The 23,301-nt window shown below is 64.4% G+C and carries 21 protein-coding genes and 1 tRNA gene; 7 read left to right on the top strand and 15 right to left on the bottom strand.

All coding sequences use genetic code 11. From position 1 onward, the window contains the following. Nucleotides 1-40 precede the first annotated feature (40 nt). On the bottom strand, nucleotides 41-976 hold the full coding sequence (locus CSING_RS11895) for a class C sortase (RefSeq protein ID WP_042532581.1): 936 nt from the start codon (nucleotides 974-976) through the stop codon (nucleotides 41-43). Between the two features lie 231 nt (nucleotides 977-1,207). Beyond that, nucleotides 1,208-1,281: transfer RNA gene (locus tag CSING_RS11890), tRNA-Gly, on the bottom strand. 105 nt (nucleotides 1,282-1,386) lie between these two features. On the opposite strand from CSING_RS11890, the gene dcd reads away from it, so the two are divergent. Further along, nucleotides 1,387-1,959 carry a dCTP deaminase gene (dcd, locus tag CSING_RS11885; protein WP_042532580.1) on the top strand — a complete coding sequence of 191 codons (573 nt, stop codon included), beginning with the start codon at nucleotides 1,387-1,389 and terminating at the stop codon, nucleotides 1,957-1,959. 53 nt (nucleotides 1,960-2,012) lie between these two features. Beyond that, on the top strand, nucleotides 2,013-3,341 hold the full coding sequence (locus tag CSING_RS11880; protein ID WP_042532578.1) for a UDP-glucose dehydrogenase family protein: 1,329 nt from the start codon (nucleotides 2,013-2,015) through the stop codon (nucleotides 3,339-3,341). Here CSING_RS11880 and CSING_RS11875 read toward each other — a convergent pair. Continuing rightward, complete coding sequence (locus CSING_RS11875; protein WP_042532576.1) at nucleotides 3,274-4,500, bottom strand: YibE/F family protein; 1,227 nt, start codon at nucleotides 4,498-4,500, stop codon at nucleotides 3,274-3,276. The genes CSING_RS11880 and CSING_RS11875 overlap by 68 nt on opposite strands. Nucleotides 4,501-4,621: 121 nt before the next feature. Between CSING_RS11875 and CSING_RS11870 the strand changes: the two genes are divergently transcribed. Continuing rightward, entirely contained in the window at nucleotides 4,622-5,869 is a 1,248-nt protein-coding gene (locus CSING_RS11870) for an HNH endonuclease signature motif containing protein (protein WP_042532573.1), read from the top strand. Nucleotides 5,870-5,921: 52 nt separating this feature from the next. On the opposite strand, the gene CSING_RS11865 is transcribed toward CSING_RS11870, so the two are convergent. The 4 genes from CSING_RS11865 to CSING_RS11850 form a co-directional block, all read right to left on the bottom strand. After that, nucleotides 5,922-7,145 (bottom strand): pyridoxal phosphate-dependent aminotransferase, encoded by a 1,224-nt coding sequence (locus tag CSING_RS11865; protein ID WP_042532571.1) that lies wholly within the window; start codon nucleotides 7,143-7,145, stop codon nucleotides 5,922-5,924. Nucleotides 7,146-7,155: 10 nt separating this feature from the next. Beyond that, a complete protein-coding gene (locus CSING_RS11860; RefSeq protein WP_042532569.1) occupies nucleotides 7,156-7,749 on the bottom strand; it encodes a DUF1707 SHOCT-like domain-containing protein in 594 nt (197 codons plus the stop codon). A 36-nt stretch (nucleotides 7,750-7,785) separates the two neighbouring features. Then, complete coding sequence (locus CSING_RS11855; RefSeq protein WP_042532567.1) at nucleotides 7,786-9,015, bottom strand: cation:proton antiporter; 1,230 nt, start codon at nucleotides 9,013-9,015, stop codon at nucleotides 7,786-7,788. Between the two features lie 77 nt (nucleotides 9,016-9,092). Then, nucleotides 9,093-12,008, bottom strand: a complete 2,916-nt coding sequence (locus tag CSING_RS11850; protein ID WP_042532565.1) for a (Fe-S)-binding protein — start codon at nucleotides 12,006-12,008, stop codon at nucleotides 9,093-9,095. A gap of 113 nt (nucleotides 12,009-12,121) precedes the next feature. On the opposite strand from CSING_RS11850, the gene CSING_RS11845 reads away from it, so the two are divergent. Genes CSING_RS11845 through CSING_RS11835 form a run of 3 tightly spaced genes read left to right on the top strand, consistent with a single transcriptional unit; the run spans nucleotide 12,122 to nucleotide 13,692 of the window. After that, complete coding sequence (locus CSING_RS11845) at nucleotides 12,122-12,694, top strand: DUF6230 family protein (RefSeq protein WP_042532563.1); 573 nt, start codon at nucleotides 12,122-12,124, stop codon at nucleotides 12,692-12,694. Next, nucleotides 12,684-13,091, top strand: coding sequence for a DUF6114 domain-containing protein (locus CSING_RS11840; RefSeq protein WP_042532562.1), 408 nt, complete (start codon nucleotides 12,684-12,686; stop codon nucleotides 13,089-13,091). The genes CSING_RS11845 and CSING_RS11840 overlap by 11 nt, the downstream gene beginning before the upstream one ends. Continuing rightward, nucleotides 13,084-13,692 (top strand): hypothetical protein, encoded by a 609-nt coding sequence (locus tag CSING_RS11835; protein ID WP_042532560.1) that lies wholly within the window; start codon nucleotides 13,084-13,086, stop codon nucleotides 13,690-13,692. Before CSING_RS11840 ends, CSING_RS11835 begins: the two co-directional genes overlap by 8 nt. Before the next feature lie 87 nt (nucleotides 13,693-13,779). Here the strand turns inward: CSING_RS11835 and CSING_RS11830 are convergent, their stop codons facing one another. From CSING_RS11830 to CSING_RS14105, 8 genes are all read right to left on the bottom strand, one after another. Beyond that, entirely contained in the window at nucleotides 13,780-15,717 is a 1,938-nt protein-coding gene (locus CSING_RS11830; protein ID WP_042532557.1) for an ABC transporter ATP-binding protein, read from the bottom strand. Then, nucleotides 15,718-17,436, bottom strand: coding sequence for an ABC transporter ATP-binding protein (locus CSING_RS11825; protein WP_042532555.1), 1,719 nt, complete (start codon nucleotides 17,434-17,436; stop codon nucleotides 15,718-15,720). 111 nt (nucleotides 17,437-17,547) lie between these two features. Beyond that, complete coding sequence (locus CSING_RS11820; protein ID WP_084226215.1) at nucleotides 17,548-18,786, bottom strand: DUF418 domain-containing protein; 1,239 nt, start codon at nucleotides 18,784-18,786, stop codon at nucleotides 17,548-17,550. Next, entirely contained in the window at nucleotides 18,783-19,478 is a 696-nt protein-coding gene (locus tag CSING_RS11815) for a hypothetical protein (RefSeq protein ID WP_042532551.1), read from the bottom strand. The genes CSING_RS11820 and CSING_RS11815 overlap by 4 nt, the downstream gene beginning before the upstream one ends. Before the next feature lie 17 nt (nucleotides 19,479-19,495). Then, on the bottom strand, nucleotides 19,496-20,347 hold the full coding sequence (locus CSING_RS11810; RefSeq protein ID WP_042532549.1) for an ATP-binding cassette domain-containing protein: 852 nt from the start codon (nucleotides 20,345-20,347) through the stop codon (nucleotides 19,496-19,498). An 82-nt stretch (nucleotides 20,348-20,429) separates the two neighbouring features. Continuing rightward, nucleotides 20,430-21,092: a response regulator gene (locus CSING_RS11805; protein WP_042532547.1), complete on the bottom strand. Its 663-nt coding sequence runs from the start codon at nucleotides 21,090-21,092 to the stop codon at nucleotides 20,430-20,432. After that, on the bottom strand, nucleotides 21,089-22,291 hold the full coding sequence (locus CSING_RS11800; RefSeq protein ID WP_144403146.1) for a sensor histidine kinase: 1,203 nt from the start codon (nucleotides 22,289-22,291) through the stop codon (nucleotides 21,089-21,091). The genes CSING_RS11805 and CSING_RS11800 overlap by 4 nt, the downstream gene beginning before the upstream one ends. After that, entirely contained in the window at nucleotides 22,228-22,971 is a 744-nt protein-coding gene (locus CSING_RS14105) for an alpha/beta hydrolase (RefSeq protein WP_236684076.1), read from the bottom strand. The genes CSING_RS11800 and CSING_RS14105 overlap by 64 nt, the downstream gene beginning before the upstream one ends. A gap of 58 nt (nucleotides 22,972-23,029) precedes the next feature. On the opposite strand from CSING_RS14105, the gene CSING_RS14100 reads away from it, so the two are divergent. Then, nucleotides 23,030-23,299: a hypothetical protein gene (locus CSING_RS14100; protein WP_236684080.1), complete on the top strand. Its 270-nt coding sequence runs from the start codon at nucleotides 23,030-23,032 to the stop codon at nucleotides 23,297-23,299. Nucleotides 23,300-23,301 lie beyond the last annotated feature (2 nt).

Genomic DNA, 23,301 nt, shown 5'->3' with positions numbered 1-23,301 from the left:
CTCTTCCTCCACTTCTGGTGGGGAAGGGCGGGCCTTTGGGTTACTGGGGATCGTCGGAAAGCGCGTCGGCGTCGTCCTTGTTGCCGCCTACGTACTTGCGCCACCACAAAATAAGAAGAATGAGCACGAGAGCAGCAGCGGCCAGAATGGCCCACATCCACCACTGCCATTTGGTCTTAGTGCCGTTAAAGACAGACTCTTCAGCCGGGTCCATCGGCACCTGATGACCCGTGACAAGCAAGCGGTGTGTGTTAATGCCATAGGGCGTACACGTGATGAGCGTGACGAGGTCCTCGCCCGGCTGACGAGTGAGGTGGCTGGTCTCAGAAGGCTCAACAACCTGGATGTCATGGACCTCATACTTGAGCTTTTCACCACTGACCATGATGTAGAAGGCATCGCCCTTCTTTACATCCGGGAGGTTGTCCCACAGCGTGGAGTTCTGGAGCCCGCGGTGCGCGGAGAGTGAGGCGTGGCGGCCTTCGCCCTCGCCGACGCCGCCCACCGGCAAGTCCGTACCAAACAAATGACCCGCACCACGGGAAAGGGACTTCTCCGAGGTGCCGTGGTAGATCGGCAGGTCAGAATCAATCGAGGGAATGACGATGCGACCCATGGCGTCAGTTTCCGACAAGACAGAGAGGTACTGGCGGTAGCGCTGGTACTCGGGGGAATCCTCATCAGTGGTCGTGGTCCACGCATCAGTCACCTGGACCTGGCCGAGCTGACGGTTGTACTCCTGTGCCTCTTCCCACGCGGTGTTCAGCGCCTCCGGAGGGACTTGCTTCTCTAGCTTGGCGTACTCCTTTGCGGCCTGGGACTGGTTAAAGTTATTCCACTGCGTGGCCGCAACAGGATAGAGGAGTACGCCAAGCCCCACGAGGATAAGCACCACCGCGATGATGGCGTTGGGGTTGATGCTCTTCTTCTTTTTCTTCTGCGAGTCGCTATTATCTGCTGGTCCGTGTTTGCCCATCGTGTCCTGCCTTGTGTGGGGTTCGTAAAAAGGAGAGTCTTAGAACCTCAGACTAAGGCAGACGCAGGGCCGAGAGAAACTTAATCACCGGTGAACGCAGCACAGACCATTTTCAATCGGTCAGGGATTATCTGGGGTGCCGCAGGGAAGTCATCAACCGTTGGGGGTTACGGGAATGAAGGTTGTGGTGGTCTAGCTTCAGCAAAAGGAGCCATGACCCGCAAAAACAAATGGAGCCGACGACGGGAATCGAACCCGCGCCAGCAGCTTGGGAAGCTGCAGTTCTACCATTAAACTACGTCGGCACGGTGCACGTTATGCACGGGTAAGAGCTTAGCACCGCCACGGTACGCACCCACAAATGGCCCTGTAGGAGGGGAGTGGGGCTTGGGCCGCGTAGACTATAAGCTGTGCTTCTTTCTGATCGTGACATCCGTGCCGCCATCGCAGCAGATGGCCCCGAGCGTCTGAGCATTGAGCCTTATGACGCTGAGATGATTCAGCCCTCTTCTATCGACGTGCGCCTGGATAAGTTCTTCCGCGTGTTTAATAACTCGCGCTACACGCACATTGACCCCAAGGAGGAGATGCCGGACCTCACCAGCGAGGTCGAGGTGGCGGACGGAGACGCCTTCGTGCTGCACCCGGGCGAATTCGTGCTGGGCGCAACGTTGGAGAAGTTCACTCTCCCGGCGAACCTCGCGGGGCGTTTGGAGGGCAAGTCTTCCCTGGGACGTTTGGGTCTGCTGACGCACTCCACGGCGGGCTTCATCGATCCGGGCTTCTCCGGCCACATCACGCTGGAGCTCTCGAACACGGCGAACCTGCCGATTACCCTGTGGCCGAACATGAAGGTGGGGCAGCTGGCGATTTTCCAGATGTCCTCACCTGCGGAAGCGCCGTACGGTTCCGGCGCACTGGGCTCGAAGTACCAAGGCCAGCGCGGGCCGACGCCGTCGAAGTCCTATCTGAACTTCCGTTAAACTTTTCAGCCCCGTCGCGCATGCCGTCTGCGTAGCGCCTAAAATAGCCGGTTATGCGTATGACTGTTATTGGTACCGGCTACCTGGGTGCGACGCACGCCGCCTGTATGGCGGAGCTTGGCCACGAGGTACTCGGTGTAGATGTAGATGAAAAGAAGATTGAGGCGTTGAAGAACGGCCGCGTGCCGTTCTACGAGCCTGGTTTGCCGGAGGTTCTCGAGCGCAACATCGAGTCCGGTCGCTTGGATTTTTCCACCAGCTATGACGACGCCGCGGAGTTCGCCAACCTGCACTTCCTCGGTGTGGGCACCCCGCAGGCCCATGGCTCTTATGCAGCGGACCTGACTTATGTTAAGTCGGTCATCACCGAGCTGGTTCCGCGTCTCAAGGGCGAGCACGTCATCTTCGGTAAGTCCACCGTCCCGGTGGGCACCGCGGCGGAGCTGCAGCAGATGGCTAATGACCTCGCCCCGGAGGGTACCAGCGTGGAAATCGCGTGGAACCCGGAGTTCCTCCGCGAGGGCTACGCCGTCAAGGACACCATCACCCCGGACCGTATCGTCTTGGGCGTCCGCGCGGGTGAAAGCCGAGCCGAAGAGCTTGCCCGCGAGGTCTACGCCCAGCCACTGGCGCAGAACACCCCATTCATCGTGACGGACCTGCAGACCGCTGAGCTGGTCAAGGTCTCTGCCAATGCTTTTCTCGCCACCAAGATTTCCTTCATCAACGCCGTGTCCGAAATCTGCGAGATTGCCGGCGCTGATGTAGTCAAGCTTGCCGACGCCATCGGCCACGACGAGCGCATCGGCCGCAAGTTCCTCGGCGCTGGCCTGGGTTTTGGCGGCGGCTGCCTGCCTAAGGACATCCGCGCCTTCATGGCCCGCGCCGGCGAGCTTGGCGCCGACCAAGCTCTGACCTTCCTCCGCGAGGTCGACGCCATCAACATGCGCCGCCGCGACCGCGTGGTGGACCTGGCCAAGAACGCCTTCGACGGCTCCCTCTTGGGCCACCGCGTCACCGTGCTGGGCTGCGCCTTCAAGCCGAACTCCGATGACGTCCGCGATTCCCCGGCCCTCGCCGTCGCCGGTTCGCTTTCGCTGGCCGGTGCCGCCGTGACGGTCTTCGACCCGGAGGGTATGGAGAACGCCAAGAAGGTTTTCCCCACCCTCAACTATGCGCCGACTGCCGACGCCTCCCTCAAGGACTCCGAGCTCGTCATCCTAGCCACCGAGTGGCAGGAATTCCGTGACCTCGACCCCGAAGCCGCAGGTGAGCTCGTTGCCCGCCGCCACATCATCGATGGCCGTAACGTGCTCAACGTCGATGCTTGGCGCGCGGCCGGCTGGACTGTCGACGCCCTCGGCCGCGTCCTTCCGGCATAGTAAAGGCCGCAATCGCCGTGGTCAGCGGTACTGCGAGGGTCAGGGCCACGGCGCCGAGCAGCGAGCGCATGACCTCCGTAGCCACGAGGTCACTGGACAGAATCTGACCCGCCGGGCGCTGCGCCGCCGTGATGAGGATGAGCAGCGGCAGCGCCGCGCCGGTATAGGTCAGCACGATGGTATACACCACGGACGCGATGTGGTCGCGGCCCACCTTCATTGCGGACGTAAACAGCTTTCCTGGCCCCGCCGCAGGATCAGCTGCGTGCAGCTCCCGCACGGTCGAGGCCTGCGCCACGGCGATGTCGTTAAGGCTGCCCAGTGCGCCCACAATGAACCCGCACAACAGCACGCCGACGACGGGTACCCCGGGCATGTAGAGCAGTAACTTGAGGTTGTCTTCCGAGCTGGCTCCGGTCAACGCCGTGCTGCTTATCGACGCCCACCCCAGCGCCCCCGCAATCCCCAACGCCACCAATGCGCCACCCAGCGCCGAGGCGGACTTCCAATTCACTCCGTGGACGAGTGGTACGACGAGGAAAATGATCGCCGCGCAGGCCACCATAGCCAGCGGTAGCGGCGCGTGCCCTTCCACCAGCGAAGGCACGAGATAAAACAGGACGATGGCGAGGCTAATCCCCAAACCTAGCAGCGCGCGCAGGCCATGCCACGCGGCAAAGCCCACGATGATGAGCGCCGCGATGACGGCCCACAATGCGAGGTTTCCACCGCGTCGGTAGTCGGCGAAGGCATAGGTTCCGTCCGCTGAGCGTGAGAGCATGACCTCGTCGCCGGTAGTGAGCGACGGTTCACCCGCCACCCCATAAAATACAAGCTGCGTTAAGCGGCCTTTGTCTTCGCCGGACGTAAGGTCAAAGAGTACGCGGGTACAGGAGGTGTCATCACCAGAAGCTGGAATGAGTGGTTGTTCATCGAATGCTTTCCCTGTGTGTGGGTCGCTGCACAAGTGGTTATCCACAGTCGTGACCGTACCTTCGACTTGCGGCTGGTTGAGGGCATACGTCGACGCGAATTCAGGGCTGGTGTGCTCCATTAGTGCACTGGTGGGGCGGAGTATAAGTAGGCCAGCCAACGTTGCGAGCGCTGCTGCTGCCAAGAATCCAAGAAGTCCCATCCGCCACGGGCTGAGGTTAGTCATGCTTACTATTGTGAACGATTTTCATGAGGATGCAAACTTATGCTGACGCGTTCAACAAGTTGTCCACAGGCTTCGTCCCGAGCTGTTGTGCAGGCCGTCTGTGCCCATTAGCGTCGCTGGCATGAATCTAGTTGAAGCGCATCTTCGCAGTCAGGCGGCCGGCATTGAGCTCGTCGCCGCCGTTGCGGGGCTCAGTCTCGACCAGCTCCGCGCGTGGGGCCCGGAGTCAGCAGCCCTGTCCCTGCTGGCGCTTCACGACGTCTACTTTTCCCCCACCTCCTTCTCCCGCAAACAGGCCCGCGCTGTCGAGGCCGCTCGCGCCAATAGTCATGATCTGCCTACTCTCAAGCTGATCGAGCGTTTTGCCCGTCGCCTCACGAAACAGCGTGAGGCCTGGGACTTGCGCATCGAGCTGTGCAGTATCAGCGGTGATGAGAAGGTCGTCGCTCGGCATGCCCGCACCCGCATCCGCGAGCTCGCTCCATCGCCTGCTCCCAAACCCGGAGTTACTATCCGCCGCGGCAAAGAACTCTCCAAACTCACCCTCACTGCCCCGGCGTCCCTCATCGAGGATCTCCGCCCCAACATCGACGAGAATGATCCGGTTGGTTCCTTCACAGCCGCGTTTCGTGAAGGCCGCCTTGCTCGCCCCGTCGCCCAGACCTTCGCCGTTATGGAGCTTCCCGAATATGCCCAGATCCTCGGCCGTCTCGGAGACCCTTCCACCCCGCGCCCTGATTCCCATCCCGTTCCTTCTGCAGCGTCTGGCTCTGATTCCACCGGCCCTGACCTGGGTGACATTGTCGTTCAGCTTTCTAACGGTGCGAGAATCACCGGTGCGGAACTCATCGAGCGTGAGCTCGCTGAGGAAGGCCTCGTCATGCTCGTTGACCGCGTTCACGGCCCCGTCGATTTGCACCGCACCCAGCGCCTCGCTTCCGACAAGCAGCGAATCATGGCCATTGGTGAGCAGCCCACCTGCGCATGGGATAACTGCCTGTGCGGCGCGGACTACGCCCAAATTCACCACATCACCGAATGGCGCAACGGCGGCGAAACCAACCCCGAAAACCTCACCCCGCTCTGCGCATACCACAACGCCATCAACGGCCTTCCCGGGCGCGGTCGCATCGTGCGTGAGAACGGCCGAATCAAGTGGCAGCCGCCAGGACCCCGCGACCCGCGCGAGCCCGTTCACCCGCACCGCGCTCCCCGCTCCCAGCGCCTGCACAACGCCCGCACCGCCGGAAACACTTCCGGCACTGCGAGCAATGCCCGTCGGGACATCGAACCGAACCAGAGGGCAGCCAGCACCCCCACGGGGAAGGCATCCCCCTCCGGACCAGCCCCACCCTGCGGCGACCCTTAACCACCCGCCCTCCCCGCTCGGTTATGCGAGCAGGGAGGAGGGCACGCCTGCGTTATTGGCGGTAGCTGGCCAAGAAATTGCCCAGGCGCTCAATCGCATTCCCCAGCTGCGACGCCCACGGCAGTGTCACCACACGGAAGTGGTCAGGCGTGGGCCAGTTAAAGCCGGTACCTTGCACCATGAGGATTTTCTCGGCGCGCAGAATATCGAGCATGAGCTTCGAGTCATCGCGAATGTCATACACTTCCGGGTCGAGGCGCGGGAAGCAATACAGCGCGCCCATCGGCTTGACCACGGAGACACCGGGAATCTCGTTGAGCTTCTCGTAGGCAATGTTGCGCTGCTTGAGCAAGCGCCCACTGTTGCCAGTGAGCTCGTAAATCGACTGCCGCCCGCCCAAGGCCACCTGGATGGCGTGCTGCGCCGGCACATTGGGGCACAGCCGCATGCCCGCCAACAGGTCGAGCCCCTCAATGAACCCACGTGCATGGTTCTTCGGACCCGTCAGCACCATCCAGCCAGCGCGATAACCCGCCACGCGGTATGCCTTCGACAAACCATTGAACGTAATCGTCAGCAGGTCCGGCGCCAGCGACGCAATCGAAATGTGCTTCGCACCGTCGTACAAAATCCGGTCATAAATCTCATCCGCCAAAATCAGCAGATTGTTCTCCCGCGCCACCTGAACAATCTTCTGCAGCGTTTCGCGCGAATACACCGCACCCGTCGGATTATTCGGATTGATGACCACAATCGCCTTGGTCTTCTCCGTGACCTTTTCCCGAATATCCTCAATCGACGGATTCCAGTCATCCTCCTCATCGCACAGGTAGTGCACCGGCGTGCCGCCCGCCAGCGACGCCGCCGCCGTCCACAGGGGGTAGTCCGGGGCGGGGATGAGGACCTCGTCGCCGTCGTTCAGCAGTGCCTGCGTCACCATCGAAATGAGCTCGGAAACACCGTTGCCCAGGTACACATCATCGACATCAAACGCTGGGAAATCCTCCAGCTCATAGCGCGTCACAATCGCTCGACGTGCGGACACAATGCCCTTCGACGTCGAGTATCCCTGCGAGGTCGGCAGAGCCGCAATCATGTCGCGCATGATGACATCCGGCGCATCAAACCCAAACACCGCCGGGTTGCCGGTGTTGAGCTTCAGAATGTTATGCCCGTCGAACTCCATGCGCTCGGCCTCCGCGGACACCTCGCCGCGAATGTCATAAGCAACGTCCTGCAGTTTCGTGGATTGATCAAAAATCCGATTGTGAGTCATGCGGGCTATGTTACTTCTGGTTCCACTGCTCCAACTTGCGTTTCGCCAGATTCATTGCATCTCCCGTGATTTCACTTGCTTGCCGACGCCTCTCCGCCCACTGCGCCTGCTCCAACGCCCTCATCTGGGCGCGCTCCTCCGCGCCAGCGGCCTTGAGTTCGCGCATGCGCTGGCGCTCGATCTGCCGCGGCGACGGGCGGTGCCACGACTCCGGACCCACCTTGGCCACGTAGAGCATGATCCACAGCGCCGGAATGAGGAACAGCAGCCCGGTTCCCGTCATGGCAGCTGCCACTCCAGTCAAAGCGTTGAAAGAAACTATCGAGCCAAAGATCAAACCCAGCGAGCCCACCATCGCGGTGGCCAGCCGTGGCTTTTTCGTAGCCTGGTAGGCGCGCTCCATCTCGCCCTGCGAGTAGATCTTAAGCTCTGTGCTGGCCTTGGTGGGGATATCCATGAAGATATCCGCAAGCTCGCGGCGGGTCGAGGCCTGCATCACCGCGTCGGTACGCTCCTCGAACTCATCCAACGAGAGACGGCCTTCCCCCAGGGCCTGGGCGAGGTCGTTGACGGCGTCGGTCCGTTCGGCGTCGGAAAGCCGCATGCTGAAAGGATTAGTCACAATCCCTACTCTAGCAGCCTATTCTTCCGACTTAGCCGGCTCCTTTTCGCGAACCAGGCTGGCAATGAACGGGAAAATAGCCACGGTCAGAGCGCCACCGGCGATGAAGATGGAGGCCATTTCGTTGTCCACGATTCCCGAGGCCTCCGCCAGCGACATCACCGCCACAATGATCGGCAGGCCCGTTGCCGCGTAAAGGGCAACCTGAATGCGCTCACGCGTGGTTTCCACATCGGAACCAGTGTGGTGAATGTTCTCACGCAGGAACACCGGCAGGCCGCGCGTGACCAGAATAAGCAGCGGGATTCCGAGGACCTTAACCGGCTCGCTCACGATAACGTTCCAGTTAATCGCCATGCCGGAAATGACGAAGAACACCGGGATGAGCATGGAGTAGAACACCACGTCGAGGCGGTTCTCCAAACCCTTGTGAAACTCATCGGGGATGATGCGGTTCAGGATGATGCCGGCCGCGAAGGCACCTAGCACGATGTCGAGCTCGAACACTGCCGTCACCGCCATGAGAATCGCCAGAATCAAGATGATGAGGCGCATAATGGTCTGGTTCGTCGATCCCGCCCCAGAAATGAACGCGTCCTTGAACCACGGCATCAGCGTTGTGATGGCAAACGGCATCAGCGCCACGGCCACCGCGATGCCGATGAACGCGAGCAGGATGAGCATCGTCGCCAGCGTGGACCGCGAACCCAGCAGCAGGGCCATCGCAGTGATAGGCGCAACCTCACCGATTGCACCATGAATAATTACCGAGTCTCCCACCCGCGTGCCGAGCAGTTTGTCTTGCTTCAGCATCGGCGTAATCGTGCCGAGTGCTGTCGACGTCAGCGCAATCGCCATCACGATGGCCCCCGGGATGTCCTCCATGAGGAAGTAGGCGCCGATACCACATACCACCAGGCAAATGGCCCACGTGGAAAAGCCAGTGACGGCTTCCTTCGACTTCAGCGTCGCCAGGTCAATCTCGAATCCAGCAAGCAGGAACAGCGCGCCGACACCCAGCTCCTTCAACATGCCGATGCCTGGGTCCTCGTGCGCTAAATCCAGCATCGAGGGGCCGATAATCATGCCGAAGAAAATAAGCAGCGCCACGGCCGGCATCTTCTTACCCGTCAAGTGGGATACCAGCGGCGCGAGCAAGGCCACCGCCATAATCCATGCAAACGACACCAGCGAGTCGGTGTAGTTGCTTTCGCCAGCGGCGAGGACGTATGTCACGTCAGAAATCATGACTAGAGAGTACCCGCGCTGCCGGCGTCGCGCCTATTTTCTTAAGGGCTCAGCGCAACAGTGTGGGCGGCGTCGCACTAGTCCTCGGTCGGTGGCGTCGGGGCCTTCGGCGCGTCGGGGGCGTTTCGTGACGCCGCTGCGCCTGGTGCTTGTGGTGCCGCCGGAGCACTGGGCGCCTGAGGCGCTTGCGGAACTCCCGGCGCAGCAGGCGCAGCCGGAGCCGCCGGAACCGCCGGTGCAACAGGCGCGCCCGGGGCCGCCTGCGCAGTGGGTGCCTTCGGCGCAGATGGGGCCGCTGGAGCACTAGGTGCTGCGGGTGCCTTAGGCGCACTCGGCGCTGACGGCGCGGCAGGTGCACTCGGTGCTGACGGCGCGGCAGGTGCACTCGGCGCTGCGGGTGCGGCGGGTGTGTCCGGTGCCTGTGGAGCACTCGTTTCCGCCGGTGCGCTTGGCGCTGGGGGAGCCGCCGGTGCCGCAGGAGCAGCAGGCGCAGCTGGGGCTTTAGGAGTCTTGGGAGCCGCAGGTGCCTTAGGCGCACTCGGTGCAGCGGGAGCGGATGGCGCGGCAGGCGCCTTGGGTGCATTCGATGCTGACGGGGCGCTAGGAGCAGAAGGCGTAACCGGAGCACTCGGCGCTGCCGGAGCGGTGGGCGCGCTGGGCGCTGACGGCACGGCAGGTGCACTCGGCGCAGCGGGCGCTGGCGACGACGCAGCGGCTGGCGTAGCCGGTGCGGTCGGTGCGGAGGGGGCTGCCGGTGTTGTGGGGGCACTTGGAGCAGCAGGAGTTGCGGACGCGGTGGGCGCAGGCGGTGCTGCGGGCGCAGACTGCTCGGAAGGCGCAGGAGCAGCCGGCTCGGCAGGCGCAGGAGCGGACGGAGCTGCGGGCTCGGACGCTGGCGCGGGAGCTTCCGTCGCGGAGGCGGCGGGGGAGAGAGGCAGACGGCGCGGCGTGTCGAGGAAGGCCTTCTCCCGCGGGGCGGGGAGGTCGCCAGAGGGAGCGATGGCGTCGCGAAGCATGAGCGCGACGTCATTGACCTTGGGCTGCGCCTCCGGAGCGACAGCCTTCACGCCGCCGGTGAGCATGACGTTACAGAACGGGCAACCCGTGGCCACTTCGGCGGCACCGGTGGCCACCGCCTGCTCGGAACGGAACTCGTTGATGCGCTGGCCGGTGCGCTCCTCCATGAACATGCGCGCGCCACCCGCGCCACAGCAGAACGCCTCATCGCGGTTGTGGTCCATTTCCGCCAAGGAGGCACCGGTGGCCTCGACGAGCTCACGCGGCGGGTCGAAGACCTTGTTGTGGCGGCCCAGGAAGCAGGGGTCGTGGTACGTGACGGGACGGCGGTTCTCCGGCGAGCGCGGAACCGGCACCAGAAGCTTCTCGCGCACCAGACGGTTGAGCAGCTGCGTGTGGTGCAGCACGTCAAAGTGGCCGTCGAAGTCGGGGTATTCGTTGCGAATCGTGTTGAAGCAGTGCGGGCATGTCGTGATGATTTTGCGCTGGCCGGTGGGGACGCCGGCGAAGGCGTCGTTAAGCGCGGCGACATTCTGCTCCGCCATCACCTGGAAGAGGAACTCGTTGCCGGCACGGCGCGCGGGGTCACCCGTACAGGATTCGCCGGTGGCCAGCACACCGAATTTCACGCCGGCGGTGTGCAGCATGTCCACCACGGCGCGGGTCGTGGCGCGGCCCTGGTCGTCGTAGGCACCGGCACAGCCCACCCAGAACAGGTACTCCAGGTCCGAGAAATCCGTGGCATCCTCGCCGATAATCGGCACCTCAATGCCGTCGGCGCGCGCCTCATCAATCCACGTGCGGCGCTCCGAGGCGTTGCGACCCCACGGGTTGCCCTTGGTCTCGATGTTTTTGAACATGCCGGTGAGCTCGGACGGGAAATCGGACTCCGCCAGCACCTTGAAGCGGCGCAGGTCCGCAATGTGGTCGATGTGCTCGATATCGACCGGGCACTGGTCCACGCAGGCGCCGCAGTTGGTACACGCCCACAGGACGTCGTCATCGATCGTGCCGGCCATGGCCAGCACGTTGAGCCCCTCGTGCGGGTTGTAATTATCCAGCGCGCCCTGGCGCAGGTCCATCATGACCTTCTTCGGGCTCAGCGGCTTCTCGGTGTTCCACGCGGGGCACAGGTCTTGGCAGCGGCCGCATTCGGTGCAGGAGGTGGCGTCGAGAAGCATTTTCCAGCTGCCCGGCGTGAGGTCTTCCTCCAGGTCCGGGGTGGGCAGGGACTTCAGGGCCTTCGCGCCGTCGGCGTTGCGCTGGAAGAAGATGTTGAAGAACGCCATGAAACGGTGCCACATGACACCCCACTGGAAATAGCGCGCGATGCACGCGATGAAGACAAGGCCGGAGAGGAGTTTCACCAGGGCAAAGAACTGCACCATGCTTGGCGACGTCCCCATCATCCCCGCCACATGCATCGTCACGAAATCAGCCCACGGCGACCCACCGCCGTAGGTAGCGATGGTGGAGGCCTTCACCAGCAGCATGCCGAGCCCCTCGATGAACACGATGGCCTCCACCAGGCGCGCCGGGAAGACCTGCGAGTTGTAGAAGCGGCTGCCGCGCTCGGTGTGGCCGAGCTTGAGGCGCACCGCGGCGAGGAAACCAATGCCCAGGACCGTGGCGATGCCGAGGACTTCCTCGATGAAGTGATAGACCGGCCAGTCGCTGAGCCACGGCCAACCCTTACCCGGCGCGAAGGTTTGGATATAGGCCTCAAACCACACGACGATGCCGAAGAGGAAGCCCACCATGACCAGCCAGTGCGCCGCGTTGACCAGCGGGCGGCCTTTGAAGTGGGTATGGCCGAAGACCTCGGTGATCACGCGGCCGAGGCGCGCGGCGGGGCGGTCGGTGCGGTTGAGCTGCGTGGGGCCGCCGGAGCGGACGAAGCGGAAGAGCACCCCGACTCGGTGGAAGAAATACAGCCACACCGGGATCGATGCGGCGATGGCAACCCAGCCGTACATGCGCGCTCCTTTATCGCTTGGCTCAATGCTGCCTCCTACCTTAAGGCCTTGGGCTTGAAATCCGGGAGTCGGGATTCAGCTATCATTTTGAGGGTTACGTTGAAGGAGGCGTTGTGGGCAGAATTAGTGTTCCGAAGGCTGCGGCGGGTCTTGTGGCGGGCTTCGCCGCATTCGGTGTGGCTGGCGTTGCGGTGGCGCAGGGCGGTCTGACGGCGAATTTGGCGCTGTCCGGCACGTTCTTCAACGTCAACATGCGTCACTTGGAGGGCGAAGGATTTTCGCTCTTCGTGGACAGTGACAAGAAGGGCGAGGAGGACGTCCCCACCGCGCGGTTGAAGCTGGAGCATGCCGTGGCCTCGGACTTGTGTCTTTATGTCACCACCGACCTGCCCGCGGTGGGCGAGTCCACGCTCGCGCTCAAGGCCAAGGGCGATAACAGCGTGGAGGCCACCGACCTCCTCGTCGGCGCCTCAGATATCGAAGGGTCGCTGGTCATGCAGGACGCCAACGTGGGCATTGATGCCCGCCAGCTCTCCCAGACCGCCGACCCCGGCACGTGGGGCCTCTACGCTAAGCACGTATCGCTGACCGCCGACGATGTCCGCGCCACGTCCATCGGCGCGAAAACCCTCTCGGCAAAGAATGTTGGCGTGTCCGTGGAGCGAGGACGCGGCAATGTCTGCTGACACTGACACCGGCACCGACCCTGCGGCGACGACCCAGACGCGCCGGGCGCGGTTTCAGCAGTGGCGCGCCGGGCGTCCCTTCATCCCGGGCCTGCTGCTCATCCTCTCTGGCATCGTCATCGCCACGCCGGCGTATTTCACGGTGAAGATTTCGGACCTCCTCGTCATGATCTCCACCGTCTCTGGCGTGTCCACGCTGCTCATCGGCGCGCTGCTCGTCATGTTTGGCCTCGGCGCTTGGTTCCGGCCGGCCACCGCGACCTACCTCGGCGTGCTCGGCATCATTGTCGCGGTCATCGCCGTGCCGACCTCGAACCTCGGCGGCTTCCTCATCGGCTCGCTGCTCGGCATCGTCGGCGGCGCGCTCACCTTGGCCTGGGAGCCCAGCGATGGTTAAGCCCCGCCCGACCGCCCCGCGTCGCGTGGCCCGCCCTTCGCGCTCACGGAAAGCGGTGGCGGCGGCCGTGGTGGTCGTCGCGGTGAGCGCGAAGGTCGTGGGAGGAGGCGCGGTGAGCGCGCAGGTTGCCCCGGCGCAGCCGTATTTCTCCACGGTAACCGCAACAGAGGTGACGCTGCGGGGCAACGTGGGCGCCACCATCAGCACCACACCCACCGGCGACGGCGAGGCGCGCGTCCTGGAACTGACCGGAGACCGCCTCGTCGCGCGTGATTTGGCCATTACGTTGCCCGGCAATGCTGGCGATGGCCTTCTCACCACCGACGGCGCGCTCACCACGGTGGAGGGCAGCGTGAAGGTCGTGGCGACCTCCCTGACGGCCACGCCCGCCATCGAAGGCGCGCGCACCGTGCCGGTCACCGTGGATCTCACCGGCGACATCAACCACGTCCTCGATCAGCTCGGCATCCCGCCGGCCCCCAACGCTGCGCTTCCCGACGTCCTCATGGACCACCTCTCCCTCACCAACGTCACCCTCGAACTGGCCAACCTCACGGCCGACTCCTTTGAGGCTCCGGTGATCTCAGTAAGCGTGGACTAGCGTGCGGCGCAGGAAGCGCCGCACAGGGGGACGTACAGCGGTGCGAGCCTGTGCTGAAGCGCGCCGCTGGGCGTGCCGCGCCGGGGGTTAGGACTCGCGGAACTGGGACTGGTGGAGGCGGTGGTAGGCGCCGTGGGCGTCGAGAAGCTCAGCGTGGGTGCCCTGCTCCACGATGCGCCCGGATTCCATGACGATGATGACGTCGGCGTCCCGAATCGTGGACAGGCGGTGCGCGATGATGAAGGACGTGCGGTCCGCGCGCAGAGCATTCATGGCTTTCTGGACGAGCATCTCGGTACGGGTATCCACAGAGGAGGTGGCCTCATCCAGAATGAGCAGCGCGGGCTGGGACAGGAAGGCGCGGGCAATGGTGATGAGCTGGCGCTCACCGGCGGAAATCGCGCCGCCATCCTGATCAATCTTGGTGTCGTAGCCCTCCGGCAGGGAGTGGACAAACCGGTCGACGTAGGTAGCCTTCGCCGCGGCGATGACCTCCTCGTCGGTGGCGTCGAGGCGGCCGTAGCGGATGTTATCCATGATGGTGCCCTCGAAGACGGTGGCATCTTGGAGCACCATGCCCACCTGCGAGCGCAGCTCGTGCCGGGACATCTCGGCGGTGTCGATGCCATCGAGGCGGATCGTGCCCGAGTCGATGTCGTAGAAGCGCATGATGAGGTTGACCAGCGTGGTTTTACCCGCACCTGTGGGGCCGACGATCGCCGCAGTCTGGCCGGGTTCCACGCGCAGCGACAGGTCCTGGATGAGCGGATTTTCTGGGTCGTAGGAGAAATCGACGTCGTCGAACTCCACGAGGCCCTTCGCGCGGCCGCCCAAGGCAGTGACGGTGCGCTCGGGGGACTCTTCCTCGGCGTCGAGAAACTCGAAGACGCGCTCGGCCGACGCCACGCCGGACTGCACCTGTTGCATCATGCCGCCGAGCTGGCCCAGCGGCTGGTTGAACTCGCGGGAGTACTGGATAAAGGCCTGGGCATCACCCAGCGTGAGGTTGCCGGCAGCCACCTTGAGCGCGCCGAGCACCGCGATGACGACGTAGGACAGGTAGGAGATGAATTGCATGATGGGCATGAGCATGCCGGCGAGAAACTGCGCCAGGGAGGCGGAGCGGAAGAGTTCGGCGTTGCGCTTATCGAAGTCCTCCGTCATGGCGTCGATGCGGCCGAAGACGGTGGCGAGATCGTGACCGGAAAAGGCCTCCTCAATCTGACCGTTGAGGTCACCAGTAGCCTTCCACTGCGCCTTGAACTGCTTCTGCGCGCGCGAACCAATCACCGCGACGACCACCGCGGTCAGCGGCAGCGCCAGCAGCGCCACGAGGGCCAGCTGCCAAGACACGGTGAACATCATGACCGTAATGCCCACGACCATGAGCAGGTTATAAAACAGCTGCGAAATGGCCTGCTGGAGGGCGGACTGGATGTTGTCGGCGTCGTTGGTCGTGCGCGAAAGCAGGTCACCGCGCGATTGCGTATCGAAATAGTTGAGCGGCAGCGCGTTGAGCTTGGCCTCGATGCTCTCGCGCAGGTCGAAAACCACCTTCATCACCAGCGAGTTGAGCAGGTAGCCCTGCCACCACTGGAACAGGGAGGACACCACGTACATCGCGATGACGATGAGGATGATGGTTCCCAGCTTGGAGAAGTTAATGCCGAGGCCCGGGGTGAGGTCCATGGCGGAGGCCATGTCCGCGAATTTGTCCTGGCCGCCCGCACGCAGCGCCGCGATAGCCTGCTCCTTGGTGATGCCGGCGGGCATCTGGCGCGAAATCACGCCGGAAAAAATGACGTCGGTGGCCTTACCCATCACCTTGGGCGCGGCCACGGCGAGGAACACACAGACGATGTTCATCGCCGCAATCGCCCACAGCTGCACCTTGAACGGAGCAAGCAGGCCAAAGAGCCGTTTCGCAGAAGGCCAAAAGTTCTTCGCCTTGCGCGGAGCGTTTTCGCCGGTTTTCTGCTCAAACTCGGCGGTGGTCTCCTCGTTCAAGGTATTGTGCTCAGCCATTTATGCCACCTCCGCAGTCTTCTGGGATTCCACGATTTCGCGGTAGGTCTCGGACTTCTCCAGCAGCTCCGCATGCGTGCCGCGCGCGACGATGCGTCCAGCATCCATGACCAGAATCTGGTCCGCGTCCACAATCGAGCTCACGCGTTGCGCCACGATAATCGTCGTGGCGTGGGCGGTGTATTCGCGCATGGCCTCGCGCACGGCGGCGTCCGTCAACACGTCCAGCGCCGAGAAGGAATCATCGAACAGGTACACCAGCGGGCGCGCGACGAGCATGCGGGCAATCGATAGGCGCTGACGCTGCCCACCGGAGACGTTCGTGCCGCCCTGCGCGATGTGCATGTCGAGGTCCTCAACAAAGTCCGCCTGCGCGGTGCGCAGCGCCGCCCACAGTTCCTCGTCGGTGGCGTCCGGGGCGCCAAGGCGCAGGTTGGAGGCCACGGATCCGCTGAACAGATACGGTTTCTGGGGCACGAGGCCCACGCGCTTGACGACGTCCCCCCGTTTCATCTCGGCGACATCCGTCCCGTCGAGAAGCACGTGGCCCTCGGTGGGAAGGTAGAGGCGCGGGATGAGGGAGAGCGCCGTGGTTTTGCCGGAGCCCGTCGCACCGATGAGCGCGGTGGTGGTGCCGGGGGTGGCGGTGAAGGAGACGTCGCGAAGCACAGGCTCCTCGGCGCCGGCGTACTGGAAGGTGACGTTGCGCAGCTCGACCACGCCCGCGGAGCGCTCCGGGACGATGGGGTTAGCGGGTTCGTCGATGGAGGGCGCGTGGTCGAGGACATCAGTGATGCGGCGCGCGCAGATGATGGAGCGCGGCAGGATCATCGCCATGAAGGTACCCATCATGACCGCGGCGAGGATCTGCAGGAGGTACTGCAGGAAGGCCGTGAGCGAGCCGACTTCCACGAGGCCCTCATCCACGCGGTGGCCGCCGAACCATAGCACCGCGCCGGTGGCTACGTTGAGGATGACGGTGATGATGGGGAACATGAGAATGAACAGCTGACCCACCTTGAGGGAGAGGTCGGTGAGGTCGCGGTTGGCGGTGCGGAAGCGCTCCGCCTCGTGGTCCTCGCGGACGAAGGCGCGCACGACGCGAATGCCGGCGATTTGCTCGCGCAGGGTGCCGTTCATGGTGTCGAGCTTGCCCTGCCAGGCGCGGAAGAGCGGCATGAGCTTGACGATGAGCACCGAGATGGCCGCCAGCAGCACGACGACGGAGACAACGACGAGCCAGGACATGCCGGCGTCCTCGCGCATGGCCATGATGATGCCGCCGATGGACATGATGGGGGCGGTGACCATGAAGTTGAGGATCATCATGTAGACCATCTGGATCTGCTGGACGTCGTTGGTGCCGCGGGTAATGAGGGTGGCGGTGCCGAAGTGGCTCATGTCCTCGGCGGAGTAGCGGGTCACGCGGCGGAAGACGTCCGAGCGTAGATCGCGGCCTAAGCCCATCGCCGTGCGTGAGCCGAACCAGATGGCGGCGATGGCGGCAATGACCTGGATGAAGGCCACGCCCAGCATGATGCCGCCGGTGTGCCAGATGTAGTCGATGTCGACTTTAGCCACGCCCTTGTCGATGATCTTCGCGTTCAGCGACGGCAGGTAGAGCGTTGCCGCGGTGGAGAGCGCCTGCAGTAGGAGCACCGCGATGACGTAGCCGGTATAGGGCTTGGAGCGGGATAACAGTATGCGAACGAGTTCCATGGGTGCCCCTCTCTTTTTTGTCTGAGGCAATCTTAGACCGGCGGGAGCAACAACGGGCCGAAGGGGTGCGCAGGCGCAGTGCGAACTCCGGCTGCGTCTACTCCGGGCGGCCTAGCCGGGGTAGTGCTCGGGCAGGCCGTCTTTGCCGTACGATAGACGACGGTGCAGCCACTCGAACGGACCCGGCTTGCCGGCCCACTCGAGCGCCCACGCACCAGCCACCGTAACCAGCCAGATAAGCACCGCCCAGCCAAGCTTTCCGGAGATTGCTGCGTCGCGGGTCGCCCACCAGAACGCGGGCTGGGTGGTCAGGGTGAACAGGACCGTTTGCGCAAGGTAGCCGCTCATGGAACGTTTCCCCAGCGCCACTAGCGGTTGGGCTAGGTGCGGGAGGGGGCCGGAGGCGTTGATACGCGATTGCAACGGCCGGCACGCGAGGGAGATGGCAGCGAGGATGCCGGGGCCGGTGAGCATGCCGACGAGCCCGTTGGTGGCATTGAGCCCTGTAGCCCACCTGGGTTCGAGCGCGCCGATTTCCGCACAGCCCCACGGGATGCCGACGGCCGCGATAACTACGGCTGCAAGAATCGCCCACCCGCGGAGCATCCGGGAGTCGCCGTTGACGTCGCCGAAGATACCGCGGCGGCCCCAGACGAACCCGACCACGACAAGCGGGAAGAAGGCGAGCATCTCGATCACGCCCATTGCCGGGTACACCCAGAAGTTGGCCAGGCCCGCGGCTATGCGGTCGCTGAGGTCGACGATGCGCGCGGGGCTGCCGTCTATCGGTTCCGCTGTCGACGAAAACGCGGCGAATACGCCAGGTGCCTGAAGCGCCGTGTACAGGGCGAACGCAGCACCTGCGAGGGCGTAGAGGGCCTTGTCGCTCCACCCGATGAACAAGCACAGGATAAGTGCCGCGATGCCGTAGGCCGTCATGATGTCGTTGGTAAAAAACAGCGTCTTATGCACCAGACCGAACAGGAACAGGAACCCGTAGCGGCGCGCGAGCACCCCGCGCCGGGCGCGCAGCGGGTAGCCGCGTCGTTCGAGGCTGACAAAAATCATGCCCATGCCAACACCGAGGAGGGTGGCAAACATGGGTAGGCCGCGCACATGCACGAAGAGCGTCTCTAGGAAGACGAGCAGCTTCTCCCACGCGGTGCCGTCGCCGTTGTAGCCGCCGAGGCCCGCCGCGTGGTCGACACCCTCCGCTGGATCCCAGTCGGTGACTATGTTGGCCATCGCGATGCCGACTAGAGCGAAACCGCGGGCGAGGTCGGGGGCCACGAACCGCCGACGGGCGGTGGTGCGCTCACCGGCATGTCTTGTGCTCTCTTTCATGCTCATTTCACGGCCCTCCGCTGCACGGAAGCGTACGCGGCGGCGGCAAGGGCCGCGACCCAGACCGCGATAGTGACCACGCCGGCCGTGCCGTTCCCGGCCGCGCCGCCCGGTAGGATCTTCTCCAGGGCTGCGGCCCACGGCTGGTTGATCGCACTGAGGGCAGTCTCCACAATGACCGACTCTACGACCCAGACGAAGAAGGACGCGGTGCCCGAACCGAGCAGTACGGCTGTCAGGGCCGCGAGTATCGGGTACGCGATCCACAGCTCGGCCTGGTTGCGCACCATATCCGCGCTGTCGGCGCCGCCCAGAGCGACGCTGTCAACAAACACGTGCGCGCCGCCAAGCCCGATCGCCGAGGCGGCAAACGCCGTCAGCGTGCAGGCGAGAGCTGAGATTCCGACGCGGCATGCGAGCTCCCAACCGCGGTGGTTCGACGCGAGGTAGGCGTAGCCGATCGTGCCGCGCGAGTGCGCGCTGCCGGCGGGGAAAGCGCCCGCGGCGAACGCCATGGGGAGCATCAAACTGGCCGGGATGAGCAGCATTGCAGGGTCTGCGGTGCTTGTACCGTTGGGGCCGAAGAGCATCGCGATGGCCATGGGCCCGAGAATGAGGGCGGCCGCGACAAACGCGAGCAGGATGCGCGTCGCGGGGTGGGAAAAGACCTCCCGCAGCGTTGCTTTCAGTGTGTGCATGGAAAACCTCCTACGTCCTATTTCGTCGACTCCAGGAACACTTCTTCGAGGCTTCGGCGGGATTCCTGGAGGGAGTACACCGTCACGCCCACGCGGTGGGCGGCCTCGCCGACGTCTCGGACGGTGGCGTCGTCGACGACAACGGAGTCGCCGATGACCTGGCCGCCGACGGCCTCAGCCAGCCGTGCCGGGTCGCTGCAGGTCGCCTCAACCCGGTTGGAGCCCAGGAAGTCCTCGAGCGGGCCCTCGCCGGCGAGGCGGCCGCGGTTGATCACCACAAGGCGGTCCGCAGTGAGCTGCATCTCGCTCATCAGGTGCGAAGAGACAACTACCGCACGGCCCTCGGCGGCCATCTCGCGGATGCGCCCCCGCATCCAGGCGACGCCCTGCGGGTCGAGGCCGTTGACCGGCTCGTCCAGGATGACGTTGGATGGGTCCGCGATCAGCGCGCTGGCCACGCCGAGGCGCTGGCGCATGCCGAGGGAGTAGTTTTTCACTTTCCGTTTTGCTGCTTCCGCGAGCCCGAACGCCTCAAGCGCCTCGTTGGCGCGGGATTCCGGCACGCCGGCGTAATCGGTGACCATCTTCAGGTGGTCGCGCCCAGTCATGTGCGGGGCGATCCATTCTGGGTTGAGCAGCGCCCCGACGGCGCGTGCGGGCTGGTCGAGGGATCGGAAAGTGGAGCCGTCGATAAGCGCCTCGCCCTCGTCTGGGGTTTCTAGCCCGACGATCATGCGCATGGTCGTGGACTTGCCGGAGCCGTTCGGGCCCAAGAAGCCTGTGACGTCGCCGTCCGGCGCGGTGAACGACAGCGCGTCGACGGCGGTGGAGTTTGAATACCGTTTGGTCAGGTTGTGAACTTCAATCATGGTTCTCACAATCGCGCGCGGCGCAGGCGAAATCGTCCGCCCGCGGGTGTAAATGGGCGCGTACACCCTGGGGTGTACGTGGCTAGTGGCCCAGCAATTCACCGGTGCCCACCAAGCCCGCGCGGAACGCGAAGAGGACGGCGTGGACGCGGTCGCGGGACTCGGTCTTGAACAGAATGCGGTGCACGTGGGTCTTCACCGTCGCGGGGGAGAGCGTTTCGGCCTCGGCAATCTCCTGGTTTGAGTAGCCCAGCGCCACCAAGCGCAGGACCTCCACCTCGCGCGGGGTGAGTCGCTCGAGCATTGCCTCGTTGCGTGCCGCCTCCCGCTGCTCGGGGGCTTGCGCGGCGCCGATGACGTGGCGCGTCACCTTCGGCGCGAGTACCGCGTCGCCGCCGTGGACGGTGCGCAGCGCGTCGAGCAGCTCGTCAGGGTCGGCGTCTTTGAGCAGGAACCCGGAGGCCCCGGCGTCAAGTGCGCCGAGGACGAGGTCGCGCTCGTCAAAGGTGGTCAGCATGATGACGCGGGTGTCCGGGTGCTCGGCGAGCAACGCGCGGCAGGCCTCGATGCCGTCCGTGCCGGGCATCTGAATGTCCATGAGCACGATGTCCGCCGCCGGCTGCCCGGCCACCCCAGCGCCGTCGCCCGCCTGCCAGATCACGTCCATGTCGTCCTGGGAGGTGACGAGCAGGGAGAAGCCGGTGCGCACGAGCGGCTGGTCGTCCACAAGCGCGACGTTGATCATCGTGGTACCTCCGCGGTCAGGACGAACTCGCCGCCGTCGTCGGTCACGCTCACGCGCCCGCCGTGCGCCGCGACTCGCTCGCGGATGCCTACAAGCCCGAAACCGTCGGGGCCGTGCTTGCTTTTCGGCGCAGCGTTGACCGCCTCCACACGCACCGACTTCGCGTCGGCGGAAAAGGTGAGCGCACCTTCCGGTGCGGGCGCGTGGCGCAGCATATTAGTGATGGCCTCCTGGCAGACACGGTAGAGGGTGAAGAGCGTGAGTGGCGGCACATCCTCCGGGAGCTCGTCGAAGCCCGCGACAGTTAAGTCGAGGTCATGGGCGCGGGCGTCGTTGAACAGCGCGGTGAAGTCGCGTCGGCCCGGGGCAGCGCCGGTGGGTGCCGTGGCATCGTCGTCGCGTAACACGCTGAGCAGTCCGCGCATCTGCGACAGCGCGGTGCGTGATTCAGCGCTGATAGTTTCAAGGGCCTCCCTGGCCACTTCTGGGTTGTGTTTGGATGCGTATCGCGCACCGTCCGCCAGGGTGGTGATCCCGGCGAGAGTGTGGGCGACAATGTCGTGCATCTCTCGTGCGATCTGGGTGCGCTCGCGGACGTGAGCGAATTCGATCTGCTGCTCCAACTCGGAGATCTTTTCCCGCCGGTTGCGAAGCTGAACGCCGAGAAGGAAAAAGAACCCTAGAAACACCCACGATAGCGCCACCGTGCAGACTGCGACGGCGGCGGCGCGCCACGCGGACTGGCCGCCCGGCCAGTCCGGTGTGAACATGCTGTGGGTGAAAAGTGCGACGGTGGGTATCGCGAGGAGCCAGACGGTCAACCAGGTGCGGTCGCGCCGGGGGACGCGGGATGAGGTGACGACCGCACCGAAGGCGAGCGCCGGTTCCCAGTAGAGGGGGACGCTCAGCGCAACGAGGCACAGCGCGAAGCTGGCGCACGCGGCGATCCCGGCGACAGCTGCGGCGGGGCGGACGTGGTACGCCGCGCAGCAGGCACCGCACACGGTGATGAGGGCGGCGCCGGCGGCGGTACCGGCCGCACCGTAGGGGGACTGGACTGTGACCCAGTCGAAAGCGAAGAGCAAGGTCAGGATCGCGACGACTATGAGCACGGTCGCTCGCTGCCAGGTTATGTTCATGCGTTCGCCCCGTTCTCGGCGAAGAAGCGCTGCATCGTGGCCAGCAGGTTCTGGTTCCACACCCCGTGGGCGCTCAGCGCCGAAGCGTGGTCCGCGTGCCTGCGGACCTGCTCTGTCAATGCGACGCCGTGCGCAGTAGCCGCCGCGCGGAATGCGTCGTAGCTCTCTGGGGGAACGAGCCGGTCGTGGTCGCTGCGCCAGATCATCGTCGGCTGGGATGCGTCGGTGACGTGGTTGGCGGATGTGACAAAGTTCGCACGCGCCGGCACTTCATCCGGAGCGCCGCCCAGGTACTTCACCGCCGTGTCCTTTGAACCCTGCCCGGCGTACGGGTCGCCCGCCGAGTACACGCGGCGGATATCCAGCGCAGGGGAGTCTACGTAAACGGCCCGCGGCACCGCTGGGGCGCCACCGCAGTCGGAGGCCAAGGTGCCGGCGGCGGCGTCGTAGGTGGCGTTGAGGACCAGCTGGCCCCCGGCTGACTCGCCGTAGGTGAAGATCTTGCTAGCGTCGCCACCGTAATCCCCAGCGTGGCGTCCCACCCACGACAGAGCGCAGCCGACTTCACCCGCGGCGGTGTCCCACGTCGGGCGGCCGGGACGCGCGAGTGTGTAGTCGATCGAAGCGACGACGTAGCCAGCGTCCGCCATACGCCGCATGTTGTAGGCCTGCGAGCGCCTGCTCATCTGGTCCCACCCACCCCCGTGAACGTAGAGCAGTACGGGCCGTGCACCGCCCACGCTGGGTGTGTAGACGTCTACGTCAAGGTCGTCGCCGCCGTGCGTGTCGTAGGTGGCCGTGGCGTCGGGCCCGTGGTCGGTTTTCTCTAGCCCGTCCCAGCTCAAGGTAGCGGCGAGGTCGACGTCGGTGCCCGCCTGCCGCGCGCTCGCAACCTGCGTGGCGAGCAATGAACTGCTGGCGACGGCAGCCAGCGCGGCTACCGCCGCTGGAATTAGGTTCGCCTTGGAAACGGAGCTCAGTGCCGCTGAGGCGACGAGGGTGGCGAGGCCAATCAGCAGCACCGGCCCGATGTACTCGGGGCCGATGAGCGACCCCGTGCCCCAATAGGG

This window comes from Corynebacterium singulare (assembly GCF_000833575.1).
GTDB classification, from domain to species: Bacteria; Actinomycetota; Actinomycetes; order Mycobacteriales; family Mycobacteriaceae; genus Corynebacterium; species Corynebacterium singulare.
Note: the sequence above shows the minus strand (reverse complement) of the source record. Positions and strands in the feature narration are given on the sequence as shown.